The sequence below is a fragment of the Aeromonas tecta genome, assembly GCF_000820185.1.
GTDB lineage: Bacteria > Pseudomonadota > Gammaproteobacteria > Enterobacterales > Aeromonadaceae > Aeromonas > Aeromonas tecta.
This window is the reverse complement of sequence record NZ_CDCA01000036.1, coordinates 383,135-399,150: the sequence shown is the minus strand read 5'-3', so window position 1 is coordinate 399,150 and position 16,016 is coordinate 383,135. Positions and strand designations below refer to the sequence as shown.

The window sequence follows — 16,016 nt, the reverse complement described above, 5'->3', positions numbered from 1 at the left end:
CCAGCGAGGCGTGGCGATATTTTGGACTCTGGGCTACCAGCAAAAACGGGAGCGACTTCAAGGATGAAGCGAACAGATTGGATTACGCGGCTCGGTGCGCTCTGGTTGAGCCTGCCACTGCTGTTGGGGGCGCTCTGTTTCAGTGGCGTCAGTCAGGCGAGCTGGGATCAGGATCTCTACCGCCAGCTGGGTCTGGCGGGCAAGCTGGATAAACAGGTATTTCGCGAGGCGATCAGCGGTTATCAGAGCGTGCGTCACAAGCGGAAAGCCATTCTCACCATCATCGATTACAGCAAGCCCTCTACCCAGCGCCGGTTGTTTGTCATCGACGTCAAGCGCCACAAGCTGCTCTATCACACCTGGGTCAGCCACGGCCGCAACTCCGGTGAGCTGGCCGCCAACCAGTTTTCCAATCAGCTCAACTCCAGACAGAGTTCGCTCGGGGTCTATCGCACCGCCGAAACCTATCAGGGCAAGCACGGTTACTCGCTGCGCCTTGATGGCCTGAGCCCGGGTCAGAACAGCAATGCCCGCAAGCGCGCCATCGTGGTGCACGGGGCGGACTACGCGAGCCCAAGGCACCTGCTCAAGTTCGACAAGCTGGGCCGCAGCTGGGGGTGTCCCGCTCTGCCGAGGGAGCAGTCCAGAGCCATCATCGACATCATCAAGGGCGGTAGCGTCATCTACGCCCACGGTTGAGCAGCTCTGCAATGAACAAGGCCAGCATCTTGCTGGCCTTTGTTGTTTAACGGGGGCGGGCGACGGCGGATTAACGCACCACCAGCACCGGGCAGGGGGCGTGACGCACCACGGACTCGGCGACACTGCCCACCAGCAGATGGCTGATGCCGGAGCGGCCATGGCTGCCCATGACGATCAGATCCACCTTGTCTTCCTTTGCCTGGATGACGACTTCGTCGGCGGCGCGGCCAAAGCGCACCTCGAAGGTCGCGGGGATGGCCAGGGTGGCGACCAGCTCCTTGAGTTGACTCTTGGCCTGACGTTCCATCTCGTGAGTGATCTCGATGGCGGTCATGTGCAGGATCTTGTAGCTGTCGAAGCCGTGCAGCTGATCTACTACGTGGATCAGCTTGAGTTCCGCCTGATGGCTCTGGGCCATGAAGACGGCATAGTCGAGCACGGCATTGGACATCTCGGAGAAATCGACGGGACAGAGCAGTGATTTGATGGATGGCATGAGAAAGCTCTCCTCTGGTTGGGTCACTAATGAATCTTATGACTCATCATACCCATTAAGGAGGTAATTACTCTCGACCCGCTCGCAAAACCGGGAAAAAGAGGTGGTCGGATGGGATAACTTCCTATGATGTGTTAAGGCTTGAACGTGCAGCTGGTCTGTTATCTTGAGCAGGCAGCGCCGCCACCGAGGAAATACTGCTACATGGTTCGTCCGCTGCTTCTGCTCTGCTGCCTGCTGCTCTCCTGGTCCACTCGGGCCAATCTCATTCACGTTTATTGCGATGACTGGCCCGGCTTCTGTCAGCCCGATGGCAGTGGCGTCTATCTGGATATAGTGCGCGCCATCTATGAACCCGAAGGCTATCGCATCCATCCGCACATAGTGCCCTACAAGCGGGCGCTGGCTGTGGTCGCCCAAAAAGGCGGCGACATGGCGATGGGGGTCTATCAGGGGGAAGTGCAGGGGGTACATCAGCCGGATTACCCGGCCTCGGCCGACGATGTGACCGTGTTGATGCTCAAGAAGTGGTTGCCGCACTGGGCCGGTGAGAACAGCTTGCAGGAGCAGGATGTGCTGTGGCTGCGGGGCTGGGCCTTTGACAAGTTCATTCCCGTGCCCATGCGCTGGCACGAGATAGACAATCACGCCATGGCGATGCAACTTTTGGCAAAGGAGCGCTACCGCTATTACCTGACCGCCGGCGTACTCTACCCGAAGGGGGAGATCCCCTCCGACATGACCCGGATCTTCCTGCGTTGGGTGCCGACCTATCCCATCTTCGCCGATACGCCGCGGGGGGAGCGGCTACGCCAGCTCTGGGATCCCGGCATGCAACGCCTGTTAAGAAGTCGCGCCCTGGCCGAGATCTATCGCCAAAACCAGCTCTACGATTACTATCGCGACTTTATCAAGGAGCAGGAATCCAGGGTGCGCAAGTAGCGGCCTTGGCATCGCCCGCTACTTCACTTCACTCCCCCGTTTACTTCGTCTGTTCACTGCGCAGTTGCTTAGCCAATCGGTCATAGAGGATCACATTGACCGAGGCGGCCAGGTTCATGCAGCCCTGGAACATGGCGACATAAATGACATCTTTATTTCCCCGTTTACTTCACCTGTTCACTGCGCAGTTGCTTGGCCAATCGATCGTAGAGGATCACATTGACCGAGGCGGCCAGGTTCATGCAGCCTCGGGTCGGCACATAGATCACCTCTTTGACGGCTTTGAAGCTAGCGGGATCCAGGGTGCCATCCTCAGGTCCGAAGATGTAGAAGGCCCGCTCGGGATGCACGTAGTCCGGTAGCGAGGTGGCGCCCTCGATGAGATCCACCAGTACCGGGGTGCAGCCAGCGGGGACGAAATCCAGCAGCTCGTCGACCCCGAGCAGCGGGATCTTCTCTACCATCTGCTTGGTGTCGGTGGCAAAACGCCGCGCCAGCTCGAAGCGGCTGCCGGTGTAATAGACCTCATCCACCCCGTAGCAGCCCGCGGCCCGCATCACGGCGCCGACGTTTTCCGGTGACTTGGGATTGACTAGGCCGACGCAGCAAAACGCCGGCTCTTGGTGCTTTGATGGCGTGGGATTGGCCCATTCTACACAGCTGTCATCCGACTCTTTCATCTCGCGCTCCTTTCCTCTTTACGGCGGCCGCGCATTATACCCTCATGCTGACGTTTGCCCATGACTCGTCTCGGCACCAGCAAGATCGGACATGGACGAGGGAGCCTTCGGTTGGTGCGAATCGCTGTGCAAGATTCAATCAATACCGTTTTTTCACCAGCAAGCCAGGGCGCTGCGATTTTTTGTGGGAGAGTCGACATTTTCTGCACGAAATGATGGCGGGAAAACCTTTGCGGACAATAATAGACAAACGTTTGTAACTGGATGTTTGTCTATGACGGAACGTGAACAAGAGATCCTTGCCCTGCTGCGCCAGGATCCCATGATTGCCCAACAGGATCTGGCGGACAGGCTCGGCATCAGCCGCTCGGCGCTGGCGAGTCACATCTCCAGCCTGATGCGACAGGGTTATGTGCAGGGGCGGGGTTATGTGCTGCGCGAAGGCCCCTACGCCGTGGTGATCGGCGGTGCCAATATGGATATCTGCGGTGCCAGCCACGACAACCTGCGCATCGGCGACTCCAACCCCGGCAGGGTACGGACCTCGGCCGGTGGGGTGGGGCGCAACATCGCCGAGAACCTGGCACGGCTCGGCACAGATACCCGGTTGCTGACCGCGGTGGGTAACGATCAATATGGTCATCACCTGCTTGAGGTGAGCCAGCGGGCCGGGGTCGATGTGCGCCAGGTGCTGGTGCTGGAAGGGCAGTCAACCTCTTGTTATCTCAGCCTGCACGATGGCAGCGGCGAGATGAGCTGCGCCGTCAACGACATGGGGATCATCAACGAGCTGACCCCGGCCCGGCTCGCGCCTCTGAGCGGCTTTTTGGGGGCGGCCAGCCTCTGGGTGCTCGACACCAACCTCGCCACTCACACCCTGGACTGGCTGTTCGAGCGCCAGGGCGAGCACATCATCTTCGTCGACACCGTCTCGGTGGCCAAGGTGGAGAAGATCCGCCCCTGGCTGCACCGGATCCACACCCTCAAACCCAATCGCAGCGAGGCCGAGCAGCTGTGCGGCTTCACCATCGCCGGGCCCGATACCTGGCCCATGGCGGCAGCCTGGTTCCACCGCGCCGGGGTGCAGCGGCTGTTCCTGAGCCTGGGAGATCAGGGCGTCTTCTATAGCGACGGGGAGCACCAGGGCCATCTGCCCGTGCTCGGTAGCCCCGTCATCAATGTGACCGGCGGTGGTGATGCCTTCATGGCGGGGCTGGCCCACGCCTGGCTGCTGGAGCAGGGGGCGGCCGAAACTACCCGCTTCGCCCTCGGTTGCGCCGCCCTCACCGTCAATTGTTCCGATACCGTTTTTTCTGGCCTGTCCAAGGCCGCCGTTGAACGCATGCTGGAGGAGTACCCATGTTGAACGCTTATCTCGATATCCAACCCGAAGTCGCTGCGGCCCTGGCCGCTGGCAAGCCAGTGGTAGCACTGGAGTCCACCATCATCTCCCATGGCATGCCTTATCCGCAGAACGTGGAGACGGCGCGTCAGGTAGAGCAAGTGGTGCGCGACAACGGCGCCGTACCGGCGACCATAGCCCTGCTGGATGGTCGCCTCAAGGTCGGGCTGGATGCGGGGGCGCTGGAGGCGCTGGGCAAGGCTGGTCACGCTGCCACCAAGTGCAGCCGTCGCGACATCCCCTTCGTGCTGGCCAACAAGGGGCTGGGGGCAACGACGGTGGCCTCCACCATGATCATCGCCGCCATGGCCGGTATCCGGGTGTTCGCCACCGGCGGCATCGGTGGGGTGCATCGCGGTGCCCAGGAGACCTTCGACATCTCGGCTGACTTGCAAGAATTTGCCCAGACCCCGGTAGCCGTGGTTTGCGCCGGTGCCAAGTCGATTCTGGATATCGGCCTGACCCTGGAATACCTGGAGACCCAGGGCGTACCGGTCATCGGCTACCAGACCGAGGAGCTGCCCGCCTTCTACACCCGCGAGAGCGGCTTCAAGGTGGATTACCGCCTCGACACCCCGGCGGCGATTGCAGAGGCGCTGCGCCTCAAGTGGGAGCTGGGACTGGCCGGTGGCGCTGTGGTGACCAACCCCATCCCGACCGAATTTGCCATGCCCAAGGCCGACATCGATGCCGCGATCAAGCAGGCGCTGCAGGAAGCCGACGAGCAGGGGGTGAAGGGCAAGGAGTCCACCCCCTTCCTGCTGGCGCGGGTGTGCGAGCTGACCGGCGGCAACTCCCTGGCGGCCAACATCCAGCTGGTGTTGAACAATGCCGCCTTGGGGGCAAAGATTGCCGCCAGTCTGTGATGGGTTGAATGCCTGAATGGTTGAAAACAAGCGAGGGCCCTTGGGCCCTCTTTTTTATAGCGACGCCGAGTTTCTATGAAGAAATCGGGATTGCCGTCGCGCTGGATGCCGTCGTTGGCAAGCGTTTATATACAAGTTAATGATGTATCAAATATACGAAATAATAATGCGCGAGCGCAGTTGTGTATTTAATGATCGCTTATTCCATGAGCACGGCCTGATCGAGCGGCTCTTATTTCGACATCATCAGTGGCTAATTTAAGCATTCCTATTTCTTCGTGCTGTTTCCCGCAGGGTCCCGCCAGTATTTCCTTCAAAAATAGAATGTCATGTATATCTGTTTGATTACAGAGATAAAGTTACCAGCTCAACACAATGACACCCCGATGACAATCCCCCACCTGTGCGCAGGTTTTTGGTCAAATTGCCGGGATCTTCACATTTACAACATGCTCGTAAAATAGCCGATTGCCTCGCTCATCCGACCTGGTGTCAAATCACTCCGCCTAACCAAAGGAGTGGCATAATAATGAATAATATTAATAAGTTAGTTCTGGCAATCGGATTTACTCTCAGCGCTTTCCCGACCCTGGCGGCGGGCTTCGAATGCAAGGATCACGTGACCCTGGGGGTGCCCAGCCAATCCAGTCAGCTTCTGTGCCGGGAAGGTTATGCCGCCGGTTACAACTACGACACCAAAGTCTCTGATTGGGTCTCTTATCGGATGACGGCGGCCAGCGCCCAGGGTCAGGTGCCGCGCAAGGACGCTTTTGCCGAGGACAAGGAGGTGCCGGTGCAGTTCCGCGCCACTCTGGCGGACTACAAGGGCTCCGGTTATGACAGGGGACATCAGGCACCCGCGGCAGACATGCGCACCAGCGCGACCACCATGAAGCAGAGTTTCCTGCTGACCAACATGACGCCTCAGCTGCCGGCGCTCAATCAGGGCGCCTGGCGCATCCTGGAGGAGAAGACCCGCCAGTGGGCCATCGCTTACAAGAATGTCCAGGTGATCACCGGCCCCATCTTCACCAACTCGGACGCCTCCATCGGTAACGGTGTGACCGTGCCCCATGCCTATTACCGGGTAGTGATGGACGTGGCGAATCAGGAGGCCATCGCCTTCATACTGCCGCAACAGAATATTCCGTCCAGCAAGCTGGCGGACTACATAGTGACTGTGGATGCGGTGGAAGAGCAGACAGGACTCGACTTCTTCACCAGTTTGCCGGATGAACAGGAAGAGGCCATGGAATCCCAGCTGATGGCAATGTGGTGAGATTGAGCCATGGATAACACAACAGGGGCCGAGGCCCCTGTTGTCATTTGTTTATCTCGTCGCCCACTTTGTTGACGGTATCCCGGGTGCCATGGCCGATTTCGCGGGTCACATCCCGGGTGGTGTGGCCAATCTCGCGGGTCACGTCCCGGGTGGTATGGCCCACCGTCCTGCCCGCCTCCTTGATATGGGTACAAGCCGCGCTACCCAGCACCAGAGCCAGTGTCAGCAGAACCCTGCCGTTACGCATCATGGGCCACTCCTTTTGTATGCCATCCATGTCGATGGGCCATTATGGCCGCGTCGGCAGTGGCTGGGCAACCAGCAGGGTGTGGCCCGGACCCGGGATCTCGTGCTCGGCCTCCACATGAAAACCCGCTTCCCGCAAGCACTGGTACATCTGCTTGGAGTGATAGAAACGGCTGTCCCCATTGGCGATGGCGGTGAAATAGAGGGAGGTGGCATTGAGGCTGAAACTGGCCGCCTCGAAGCTCTGCCTGTCCCAGAACAGCTCGAGGATGCAGACCCGGGCGCCTGGCTTCATGTGTCGGCGAATGCGCTTGAGGATGGCGACGATCTGCTCGTGACTGAAACAGTCGAGGAACTGGCTCATCCACCAGATGTCTGCCTCACCGGGCAGATGACCCTCGGCCTCCAGCATGTTGACCCCATGGCCATGAACCCGTTCCGTCAGCCCGGCTGCGTCAATTCTGGGTTGCGCCAGCGCGATCTGCTCGGGCAGATCCAGGATGGTGACCTTGAGTGCGGGATCCCGGGTCGCACAGGAGATGGCCCACTTGCCGGTGTTGCCACCCACATCATATAGGCTGCGTGGCTCATAATGCAGCACATGATCCTGCGCCTGCTGGAACGCCCAGTCAGAGTAGAAGTGATCGAAGGCAAACCAGCTGGCACGGGCGGGTTCGGGTAGTTCATCCAGATGGGGGTAGATGGTCTCCCAGTTTGGGTTGAACACCTTGAGCCCCTCTGGCTTGCCCTCGCGAATGGCATCGAGCAGGTGAGCCAGGGGTTGGTAACAGACGTGCTGGGTGAAGTCCATGTTGACCCGGGTCATGGGGTCGTTTTGCAGGTATTTACCGACCTTGCCGAGCACATACTGCTCCCCGGCCAGATGACAGACACCACCTCCCAGTCCCATGTCCAGCAGCACAGACACCGCATATTCGCTGAGCTCGCAATGGCGGGCTATGTCGGCTGTGGTGGCGCCGGCCTTACCCCTACTCTCCAGGTAGGTGAGCACGCCGGTTTCGCGCAAGCACCAGCTTGCCTGGAACAACATGGGGGCGAAGGCGATACGCTGGGCCTGGCTGATGGCATCGAGGGCGTTATATTGCTCACACTGATAGTGTTTCAATGGCGATCCCGTCTCTGGTTATTTGGTGCTGGCGCGGGACAACTCAGTCTGGATGGCCTGATTCAAACCTACAATCCAGCGATTATAAGTGCGATGGATATTGCCTTTGCCATCGTCATCCAGATTGATGCTGCTGACATAATTGATAGAATAATCATGAGCAGTGTACGGAATATTGATCACAGCCTGATGTTTGCGTACATTCAATTGGCCGTGAATCACGCCTGGTTGTTCTTTTTTCATCACCCAGCCCTTGCTGATGCCGCCATTGATGATGGCATTACCCACCTGCTCTTCGGTCAAGTTAAAATTCACCTGATTGGCAGGAAGATTGTGGACTGGTTTGCTGGTAGAGCAGGCTGCGAGCAGGAGTGTGCCGAGTACCAAACCCGATTTTGTGATCCAATTCATTATTTTTCTCCGGTACTAAATTCAAGAGGCAAGGCGATGAGACATCACCGCCAGGGTATTTTCAATAAAATATGATTTGATGCAATAAGTTATATGTGAGGGGATCTACTTTTTTAAAAAAATAATGTTATTATGCCAAAAAATTAATAGTCATAACGGATTGGCTATTGTTTGCTCATGTTTTTGTCGTGCCGATATTGAGCAAGTCATTTATTATATGTAAAGAATTCTCGCGCCGAAAAAGGACAGAACGCCGCTATCATGCTCTCATTTTCACTCCTTGATGCGCAGGCGCTCTCTCCTGGACTGGAGCAAGCCAGTCAATGGCAGCTATGGGCCAAAGCGGCGCGGTGGCCCGAGCCCATTCCCGCGCTGCCTGCCACCCCCTTGATCCCCATGATGATGGCCCGCCGTCTCAGTGCCGGTGCCCGCCTCGCGGTGCAGCTCGGTCTGGAGATGCTGACCCGCCATCCCATCGACAACGCCATCTTCGTCAGCCGCCACGGTGAGCTGGCTCGCTCCATGACGCTGCTGCAGGGCCTGGCGGCGGGCAAACCCCTCTCTCCCACGGATTTTTCCATGTCGGTGCACAACACGGCGGCCGGGCTCTGCTCCATCCAGGGCAAGGCGGCGCTGCCCATGAGTTCCATCGCGGCAGGAGAGGGGAGCCTGATGGCGGGACTGACCGAGGCCATCGCCAACCTGCACGCCGGCTATAAACGGGTACTGCTGGTGGCGTTCGAAGGAGAGATCCCGGCCTTTCATCACCCCTGGCTCCCTGCCACGCCGCCTTATGCGTTGGCGCTGGTACTGGGCAATGAAGAGGCTGCAAAGGGCGAGCGCTGGCACTGCGAGGGACAAGGGGTTGCCACTCACTCTCCCGAGTTGCCCCAGCCGCTGGCATTCTGGCGAGCGCATCTGTTACAGCAATCAATCTGTCTGCTGGGCGACGGCCGTCAGGAGTGGGTATGGCGGCGCTGTTGAACCGGCTCTGGCGGCTGATCGGTACCGCCCTCGGTTTTGCCCTGTTTGGCATTGGCGGTTTGCTGCTCAGCCTCTGCTGGTTTCCGCTGCTGGCGCTCTGCCTGCGGGGGGAGCGGCGTCGCATCCTGGCGCAGGCTAGCATCAAGCAGAGTTTTCGCCTGTTCATGGGCATGCTGAAGGGGTTGGGGGTGCTTGATTATCGGGTGAGCGGCATGCCGTCCTCCCTGCGCGGCGCCCTGGTGGTGGCCAACCACCCGAGCCTGCTCGACTATGTGATCCTGGCCGCCGAGCTGCCGGTGTGCGATTGCATCGTCAAGCGGGCTTTATGGCATAATCCGTTTCTCGGTGGCGTGGTGCGAGCCGCCGACTACATTCCCAATGGGGACGCGCAGCAGCTGTTGCCGCGCTGCATCGATCGAGTTCGCCAGGGGGGCCTGCTGCTGGTCTTTCCGGAAGGCACCCGCACCATGCCGGGTGAGCCAGTCCGGTTGCAGCGAGGTGCGGCCCAGCTCGCACTGCGTGGCCAGGTGCCGCTGCAGCCCGTGCGCATTCATTGCAGCGAGCGCTTCCTCACCAAGCAGGACAAGTGGTTCCAAACCCCGAAGAACAAGCCCTGCTTCACCCTGGAATTTTTGCCGCAGATCACTCCCGCCGAGCTGGTCGACGGCGAGCAAGGCAGCGCACTGGCCGCTCGCCAGTTAACCCGGTTTCTTACCCGGGTCCTGCAATCCGGGACCCCATGACAGCCTATGGAAGAGCAATGCAAGACCTGCAACAAGAGATAAAACAACTCATCATCGACAGCCTGAATCTGGAAGGCCTGACCCCGGATGACATTGACAGCCAGGCTCCCCTGTTTGGCGATGGTCTGGGGCTGGACTCCATCGATGCGCTGGAGCTGGGGCTCGCCATCAAGGGCCGCTACGGCATAGTGCTCTCCGCCGATGACGAGAATACCCGTCGTCACTTTGCCAGTGTCAAGGCCCTGGTTGCCCTGATCCAGTCTCAGGCCTGATCCCGCCATCGAGGAGATATCGTGATGAATAAAGACGACATTTTTACCAAGGTGAAGGCAACCCTGGTCGAGCTGTTCGAGGTGGATGAAGACGCCGTCACCCTGGATGCCCAGCTCTATCAGGATCTGGAGCTCGACAGCATAGATGCCATCGATCTGGTGGTGCACCTGCAAAAACTCACCGGCAAGAAGATCAAACCCGAGGAGTTCAAGTCGGTGCGCAGCGTCGCCGACGTGGTCGATGCGGTCGATCGCCTGATGAACCATGCCTGATCTGCTGTCATGATGCGCCTGCTCTCCCTGCTGGCGGGCGGCCTGCTGCTGCTCTATCCCCTTGCCGTCTACTGGGGCCTGACCCATTGGGGCGGCTCCGCCTTGCTAGCTATTCTGCTGGTGACCTTCTCCCTGCGCCTCTTGCCCGGGGTTGCCCCGGTGCGCGAGTGGTTGCTGCTCGGCCGCCTGCTGGCCTGTGTCGGCCTGCTATTGACGGGACTGAGTGCCCTCTTCTCGGCCCAGCACTGGCTGCTCTACTACCCCCTTGCCGTCTCCCTGGCGCTGCTCTGCCTGTTTGGCTGGAGCCTGACTCAGCCCATGAGCCTGGTGGAGCGTCTCGCCCGCCTGACCGACCCCGAGCTGCCTCCCGCCGGGGTGCGCTACACCCGCACCGTGACCCAAGTCTGGTGTGGTTTTTTCGTGCTCAACGGCGGCCTGGCTGCCGCTACTATCTGGCACGGGGATCTCGCGATCTGGAGCCTCTACAACGGTCTGGTCAGCTACCTGTTAATGGGCATCTTGATGGGGGGCGAGTATCTGGTGCGCTGCCAGGTTAAACGGCGTTTTGTATCATGAGGGGGCCAACGAACCTGCTCGCTGCCATCTGGGGGCGAGCCGACGACGAGCCAGTGGCCTTCGGCCCCCGGGGGGACGCAACGTTCGGTAGCCTTCGCCTTGGCGCCGAGGCGCTGGCTAGCCAATTGGCACAGCTGCCGGCCCGGCGCTGGGCGCTCTGCTTCGAAGACAGCCTGCTGTTTGCACAGGCCCTGCTCGCCTGCGCCCTGACGGGGCGGGAGGCCATCCTGCCCGGCCATCAGCGCCCTGCCGCCCTGGCCGAGCAGAGTGACGATTTCGACGGCATCCTGACCGACAGTGAGGCACTGGGTGAGCTTGGCCACCCCTGGTTGCAACTGCCGCTGGCGGCCAGTGCCGAGGCAAACGCCCGGCGCTGGCCGGCGCCTGGTGCACTGCAGCTGACCCTGTTCACCTCGGGTTCCACCGGTGAGCCCAAGGCCATTCCCAAGGCCTGGTATCAGCTCGATGCCGAGCTGAGGGTATTGATCAGCCTCTGGGGCGAGCGGCTCGCCGGGGCTCACCTGCTGGCGAGCGTCAGCCATCAGCACATCTATGGTCTGCTGTTTCGCATCTTGTTGCCCCTGGTGCTGCGGGTGCCCTTTGCCCGCACTTTGACCCTCTACCCCGAGCAGTTGCAGCGCCAGCCTGGTCGATGGGCGCTGATCGCCTCTCCAGCCTTCCTCGGTCGGCTCGATCCAGAGATTACCGTCCAAGGTTGCACCCTGATCGTCTCCTCCGGCGGCCCCCTCGCACTGGCGGATGCGCACCAAAGCGAGCGGCTGTTTGGCCAACTGCCGGTGGAGGTGTTTGGCAGCAGCGAGACTGGCGGCATCGCCTGGCGCCAGAGCCCGCAAGCCGACACCCCCTGGCAGCCCATGCCGGGCATAGAGATAGCGCTGGGGGCAGAGGACCAGCTGCTGCTGAGCTCCCCCTACCTGCCTGATGACAAGCCTCTGCTCTGCGTCGATCGTATCCGCCTATGCGAGTCCGGTTTTCATCTACTGGGGCGCGGGGACAGGGTGGTCAAAATTGAAGAGAAGCGGATCTCCCTCGATGAGGTAGAGGCGCGGCTGCAGGCCCTGCCCTGGGTGGTGGCGGCGGCCGTGTTGCCGCTGACATTGGCGGGCAGGCAACAGCTTGGCGCCGTACTGGTATTGACTGACGCGGGGCAGGCCCAGTGGCAGGCGCTGGGGCAGGGCCGTTTTCTCATCGCCCTGCGCGAGCAACTGAGGGCCTGGCTCGAGCCGGTGGCCTTGCCACGCCGGCTGCGCTTGCTGACCGAGTTGCCCCTCAACAGTCAGGGGAAGCGCCCCTGGGGGCAGTTGAAGGCACTGTTTGATGAGGTTTCCATAGATATTAATTCCACCGAATCCGCCTCTTGGCAGATGAGTCACTATGGTGTCGACGCCATACAAACCAGCGGACTTCCCACACAGCTCGAACAGCATTGGCAGGGGGACGTACTGGTGCTGCGCCTGCACCTGGATCCGGCCTTGCCCTGGTTTCGCGGCCACTTCCCCGGCGCACCCTTGTTGCCTGGGGTGACTCAGGTGCACTGGGCCATGCATTATGGCCGCCAGCTGCCAGGCCTGACGGGCGAGTTCGCGGGCATGAGCCAGCTCAAGTTCCAGCGGCCGTTGCGACCGGGCCAGGAGTGCGAGCTGCACCTGAACTGGCTGGCGGACAAGGGCCAGCTGCTGTTCAGCTACCGGCTCGGGGACGAGCATGCCAGCAGCGGTCGGGTGCGGCTATGCCCCTGAAGCCCTGCCTCATCATCCCCTGTTACAACCATTCTGCGCCGCTGGCCGGGGTGTTGGCCGAGCTGCAGCCCCTGGGGCTGCCTTGCCTGCTGGTGGACGATGGCAGCGAACCCGCGGCCGCCGCGGCGCTGGATGCCCTGACAGAAACTCACAAGGGGTGGATTACCCTGCTGCGCCACCCCCACAACCTCGGCAAGGGCGCCGCCGTGACCACCGGGCTCAAGACCGCCCTGGCGCAGGGGTTCAGTCACGGGGTGCAGATAGACGCGGACGGCCAGCACGACTTGTCCGATGTGCCGCGTCTGCTGGCCGAGGCCGAACGCCAGCCCGATGCCCTCGTCTCGGGGCAGCCCCTCTACGATGATTCTGTGCCCAAGGGGCGCCTCTATGGCCGCTACATCACCCATGTCTGGGTTTGGATAGAGACCCTCTCTTTCGCCATCAAGGACAGTATGTGCGGCTTTCGGGTCTACCCCTTGGCGGCGAGCTGCGCCCTGCTCGATGAGGTGCGCCTCGGTCGGCGGATGGATTTTGATACCGAGATAATGGTGCGGCTTTACTGGCGCGGGGTGCCGATGCGCTTTGTGCCGACCCGGGTCATCTACCCCGAGGATGGCAGCTCCCATTTTCGCCTCTGGCAGGACAATGTGGACATCTCCTGGATGCACACCCGGCTGGTGTGCCGCCTGCTATGGGATCTTTGCCGCAAGCTGCTGGGCTTGCCGGCCCGGCTCTGGCAGCAGGGCAAGCAGCACTGGTCGCGTACCCCTGAGCGTGGTTCGATCTTGGGCATGCAGATCATGCTGGCCAGCTATCGACTGCTGGGGCGGGCGGGTTTCAAGGCGCTGCTCTATCCCGTCATCGGTTACTTCTGGCTGACCGGACGCCGCCAGCGGGCGGCCTCCAAGCAGTACCTGGCGCGGCTCGAGGCTTTTTCCGCCGAGCAGGGGGTGGCCTTGCCTCCAGAGCCGAGAACCAGCTTTCGACACTTCCTGCGCTTTGGTGAGGCTGCGCTGGACAAGCTGGCGGGTTGGCGCGGCGACATACCGCTCTCCGACATCGAACTGGTGGGGCGCGAGCACCACAAGGCGGCCCTGGCCAGCGGTCGTGGCCTGCTGCTGCTTGGCTCCCATCTTGGCGATCTCGAACTGTGCCGGGCGCTCGGCACTCGGGACGGTCAGGTGCGCATCAATGCCCTGGTGTTTACTCGCCACGCGGCTCGCTTCAATGCCCTGCTCAAGCAGGTCAATCCGGATTCCAACATCAATCTCATCCAGGTGCAGGAGATGGGGGCGGACACCGCCATCCTGCTCAAGGAGAAGATAGACGCGGGAGAGTGGGTGGTGATCGTTGGGGATCGCACCTCGGTGACCCGGGAGAAACGGGTGGTCTGGGCCGATTTCCTCGGCGCGCCAGCGCCCTTCCCACTGGGGCCCTTCGCCCTGGCGAGTGTCTTGGCCTGCCCCGTCTATCTGATGTTCGGTCTCAAGGAGCAGGGGCGTTTTCGGGTCCATTTCGAGCCCTTCGCCGAGCGGCTGCTGCTACCTCGCGCCGAGCGGGAGGCGGCCCTGCGCCATTGGGTGCAGGCCTATGCCGACCGTTTGCAGCACCACTGCCTGCGCGCGCCGCTGGACTGGTTCAATTTCTTCTATTTTTGGCAGCTAACTCATGATGAACAGTGATACTCCTTCTCCCCAGGTCACCTTCGGTGCTGACAGGCTCACCATAGAGCAGGTCGTGGCCCTGGCCGAGGGGCGCGCCAGACCCGTGCTCAACCCGGATCCTGCCTTTATGGCCCGCATCCAGCGTGGCGCAGATTTTCTCGATCGCCTGCTGGCCGAAGAAGGGGTCATCTACGGGGTGACCACGGGTTACGGCGACTCCGTGACCCGGGCCGTGCCCCCCGCCCTGGTGGCCGAGCTGCCTCTGCACCTGACCCGTTTCCACGGCTGTGGCCTGGGGGAAGATCTCGACGTAACAGCCGGGCGCGCCGTGTTGACCACCCGCCTCTGCTCCCTGGCACAGGGCGTCTCCGGGGTCAGTCCTGCGCTGTTGGAGCGGCTCTGCTGGCTGCTGGAGCAGGATCTGATCCCGCGCATCCCGCAGGAAGGATCGGTCGGGGCCAGCGGCGATCTCACCCCGCTATCCTACGTGGCCGCCGTGCTGGTGGGGGAGCGTGAGCTCTATCGGGACGGCCGGCTCGCCAGCACCGCAGACGTCTATGCCGAATTGGGAGTGTCGCCCCTGCGGCTGCGCCCGAAAGAGGGGTTGGCGCTGATGAACGGCACCTCCGTGATGACGGCCCTTGCCTGCCTCGCCTATGCCCGCACCGAATACCTGATGCAGCTGGCAACCCGGATCACCGCTCTGGTCAGTGTCGCCATGGAGGGCAATGCCTTCCACTTCGACGAGCGGCTGTTCGCGGCCAAGCCACACCCCGGCATGCAGAACATCGCCGCCTGGCTGCGTTCTGATCTGAAAAGCGGCGAGCTGCCGCGCCACAGCGATCGCCTGCAGGACAGATATTCCCTGCGCTGCGCTCCCCACGTCATCGGCGTGGTGGCCGACAGCCTGCCCTGGTGGCGCCAGCTTATCGAAAACGAGCTCAACAGCGCCAACGATAACCCGCTGATCGATGGCGACTTCGAACACGTGATGCACGGCGGCCACTTCTACGGTGGCCATATCGCCATGGCCATGGACAGCATGAAGACGGCGGTGGCGAACCTCGCCGACTTGCTCGATCGCCAGCTGGCCCAGCTGGTGGACGGCAAGTTCAACGGCGGCCTGCCGAGCAACCTGTCCGGTGCCTGCGGCGAGCGTCGCATGATCAACCACGGCTTCAAGGCGGTGCAGATCGGCGTCTCCGCCTGGACCGCGGAGGCGCTCAAGCTGACCATGCCCGCCAGCGTCTTCTCCCGCTCCACCGAGTGTCACAACCAGGACAAGGTGAGCATGGGCACCATAGCGGCGCGGGATGCGCTGCGGGTGCTGACCCTGACCGAACAGGTGGGGGCCGCCTGCCTGCTGGCCGCGGTGCAGGGGGTCGAGCTGCGCCTCGGCCTGCAGCAATGCGCTTTGGAGGAGCTGAGCCAACCCTTGCGCGACATGGTGCTGGCGGTGAGAGAAGATCACCCGGCCCTGGTGGAAGACAGACCCCTCGAGCAGGAGCTCAGGGCCCTGATCGCCCGCCTGCAGGGGCGTCATTACGATCTCTATAAGGAAACCTCATATGCAGAGTGAATCCTGGATGAT

Annotated in this window: 18 protein-coding genes; 13 read left to right on the top strand and 5 right to left on the bottom strand. The window is 61.3% G+C overall.

Translation table 11 applies throughout. The features are described from left to right. Positions 1 to 63: 63 nt before the first annotated feature. Positions 64 to 699: a murein L,D-transpeptidase catalytic domain family protein gene (locus BN1137_RS16835; protein WP_050719702.1), complete on the top strand. Its 636-nt coding sequence runs from the start codon at positions 64 to 66 to the stop codon at positions 697 to 699. A 70-nt stretch (positions 700 to 769) separates the two neighbouring features. Here BN1137_RS16835 and BN1137_RS16830 read toward each other — a convergent pair whose 3' ends face one another. Then, positions 770 to 1,198, bottom strand: a complete 429-nt coding sequence (locus tag BN1137_RS16830) for a universal stress protein (RefSeq protein WP_050719701.1) — start codon at positions 1,196 to 1,198, stop codon at positions 770 to 772. 204 nt (positions 1,199 to 1,402) lie between these two features. Here BN1137_RS16830 and BN1137_RS16825 point away from each other — a divergent pair, with 204 nt between their 5' ends. Further along, on the top strand, positions 1,403 to 2,140 hold the full coding sequence (locus BN1137_RS16825) for a hypothetical protein (RefSeq protein ID WP_050719700.1): 738 nt from the start codon (positions 1,403 to 1,405) through the stop codon (positions 2,138 to 2,140). 164 nt (positions 2,141 to 2,304) lie between these two features. On the opposite strand, the gene BN1137_RS16815 is transcribed toward BN1137_RS16825, so the two are convergent. After that, a complete protein-coding gene (locus tag BN1137_RS16815) occupies positions 2,305 to 2,820 on the bottom strand; it encodes an RNA methyltransferase (RefSeq protein ID WP_050719698.1) in 516 nt (171 codons plus the stop codon). A gap of 274 nt (positions 2,821 to 3,094) precedes the next feature. Here BN1137_RS16815 and BN1137_RS16810 point away from each other — a divergent pair, with 274 nt between their 5' ends. The 3 genes from BN1137_RS16810 to BN1137_RS16800 all read left to right on the top strand — a co-directional run bounded on the left by BN1137_RS16810 (position 3,095) and on the right by BN1137_RS16800 (position 6,367). Continuing rightward, positions 3,095 to 4,186, top strand: coding sequence for a PfkB family carbohydrate kinase (locus tag BN1137_RS16810; protein WP_050719697.1), 1,092 nt, complete (start codon positions 3,095 to 3,097; stop codon positions 4,184 to 4,186). Further along, complete coding sequence (locus BN1137_RS16805; RefSeq protein ID WP_050719696.1) at positions 4,180 to 5,088, top strand: pseudouridine-5'-phosphate glycosidase; 909 nt, start codon at positions 4,180 to 4,182, stop codon at positions 5,086 to 5,088. Before BN1137_RS16810 ends, BN1137_RS16805 begins: the two co-directional genes overlap by 7 nt. Before the next feature lie 529 nt (positions 5,089 to 5,617). Further along, positions 5,618 to 6,367, top strand: coding sequence for a DNA/RNA non-specific endonuclease (locus BN1137_RS16800; RefSeq protein WP_050719695.1), 750 nt, complete (start codon positions 5,618 to 5,620; stop codon positions 6,365 to 6,367). 43 nt (positions 6,368 to 6,410) lie between these two features. Here BN1137_RS16800 and BN1137_RS16795 read toward each other — a convergent pair whose 3' ends face one another. The 3 genes from BN1137_RS16795 to BN1137_RS16785 are packed head-to-tail and all read right to left on the bottom strand — an operon-like array spanning position 6,411 to position 8,153. After that, on the bottom strand, positions 6,411 to 6,620 hold the full coding sequence (locus tag BN1137_RS16795) for a hypothetical protein (RefSeq protein WP_050719694.1): 210 nt from the start codon (positions 6,618 to 6,620) through the stop codon (positions 6,411 to 6,413). Positions 6,621 to 6,659: 39 nt separating this feature from the next. Then, positions 6,660 to 7,742 (bottom strand): methyltransferase, encoded by a 1,083-nt coding sequence (locus BN1137_RS16790; RefSeq protein ID WP_050719693.1) that lies wholly within the window; start codon positions 7,740 to 7,742, stop codon positions 6,660 to 6,662. Between the two features lie 18 nt (positions 7,743 to 7,760). Then, on the bottom strand, positions 7,761 to 8,153 hold the full coding sequence (locus BN1137_RS16785) for a hypothetical protein (protein WP_050719692.1): 393 nt from the start codon (positions 8,151 to 8,153) through the stop codon (positions 7,761 to 7,763). Positions 8,154 to 8,414: 261 nt separating this feature from the next. Between BN1137_RS16785 and BN1137_RS16780 the strand changes: the two genes are divergently transcribed. The 8 genes from BN1137_RS16780 to BN1137_RS16745 are packed head-to-tail and all read left to right on the top strand — an operon-like array spanning position 8,415 to position 16,004. Further along, a complete protein-coding gene (locus BN1137_RS16780) occupies positions 8,415 to 9,137 on the top strand; it encodes a beta-ketoacyl synthase chain length factor (protein ID WP_050719691.1) in 723 nt (240 codons plus the stop codon). Next, positions 9,122 to 9,880 (top strand): lysophospholipid acyltransferase family protein, encoded by a 759-nt coding sequence (locus tag BN1137_RS16775; RefSeq protein ID WP_050719690.1) that lies wholly within the window; start codon positions 9,122 to 9,124, stop codon positions 9,878 to 9,880. Before BN1137_RS16780 ends, BN1137_RS16775 begins: the two co-directional genes overlap by 16 nt. Positions 9,881 to 9,897: 17 nt before the next feature. Next, a complete protein-coding gene (locus BN1137_RS16770) occupies positions 9,898 to 10,152 on the top strand; it encodes a phosphopantetheine-binding protein (protein WP_050719689.1) in 255 nt (84 codons plus the stop codon). A gap of 24 nt (positions 10,153 to 10,176) precedes the next feature. Next, positions 10,177 to 10,425 carry an acyl carrier protein gene (locus BN1137_RS16765; RefSeq protein WP_050719688.1) on the top strand — a complete coding sequence of 83 codons (249 nt, stop codon included), beginning with the start codon at positions 10,177 to 10,179 and terminating at the stop codon, positions 10,423 to 10,425. 9 nt (positions 10,426 to 10,434) lie between these two features. After that, the gene (locus BN1137_RS16760) at positions 10,435 to 11,001 is read left to right on the top strand and encodes a COG4648 family protein (RefSeq protein WP_050719687.1); all 567 of its coding nucleotides are present in this window, start codon (positions 10,435 to 10,437) and stop codon (positions 10,999 to 11,001) included. After that, entirely contained in the window at positions 10,998 to 12,761 is a 1,764-nt protein-coding gene (locus BN1137_RS16755) for an ApeI family dehydratase (protein ID WP_050719686.1), read from the top strand. Before BN1137_RS16760 ends, BN1137_RS16755 begins: the two co-directional genes overlap by 4 nt. Further along, the gene (locus BN1137_RS16750; RefSeq protein ID WP_050719772.1) at positions 12,758 to 14,443 is read left to right on the top strand and encodes a glycosyltransferase family 2 protein; all 1,686 of its coding nucleotides are present in this window, start codon (positions 12,758 to 12,760) and stop codon (positions 14,441 to 14,443) included. The genes BN1137_RS16755 and BN1137_RS16750 overlap by 4 nt, the downstream gene beginning before the upstream one ends. Beyond that, complete coding sequence (locus BN1137_RS16745; RefSeq protein ID WP_050719771.1) at positions 14,433 to 16,004, top strand: HAL/PAL/TAL family ammonia-lyase; 1,572 nt, start codon at positions 14,433 to 14,435, stop codon at positions 16,002 to 16,004. The genes BN1137_RS16750 and BN1137_RS16745 overlap by 11 nt, the downstream gene beginning before the upstream one ends. Positions 16,005 to 16,016 lie beyond the last annotated feature (12 nt).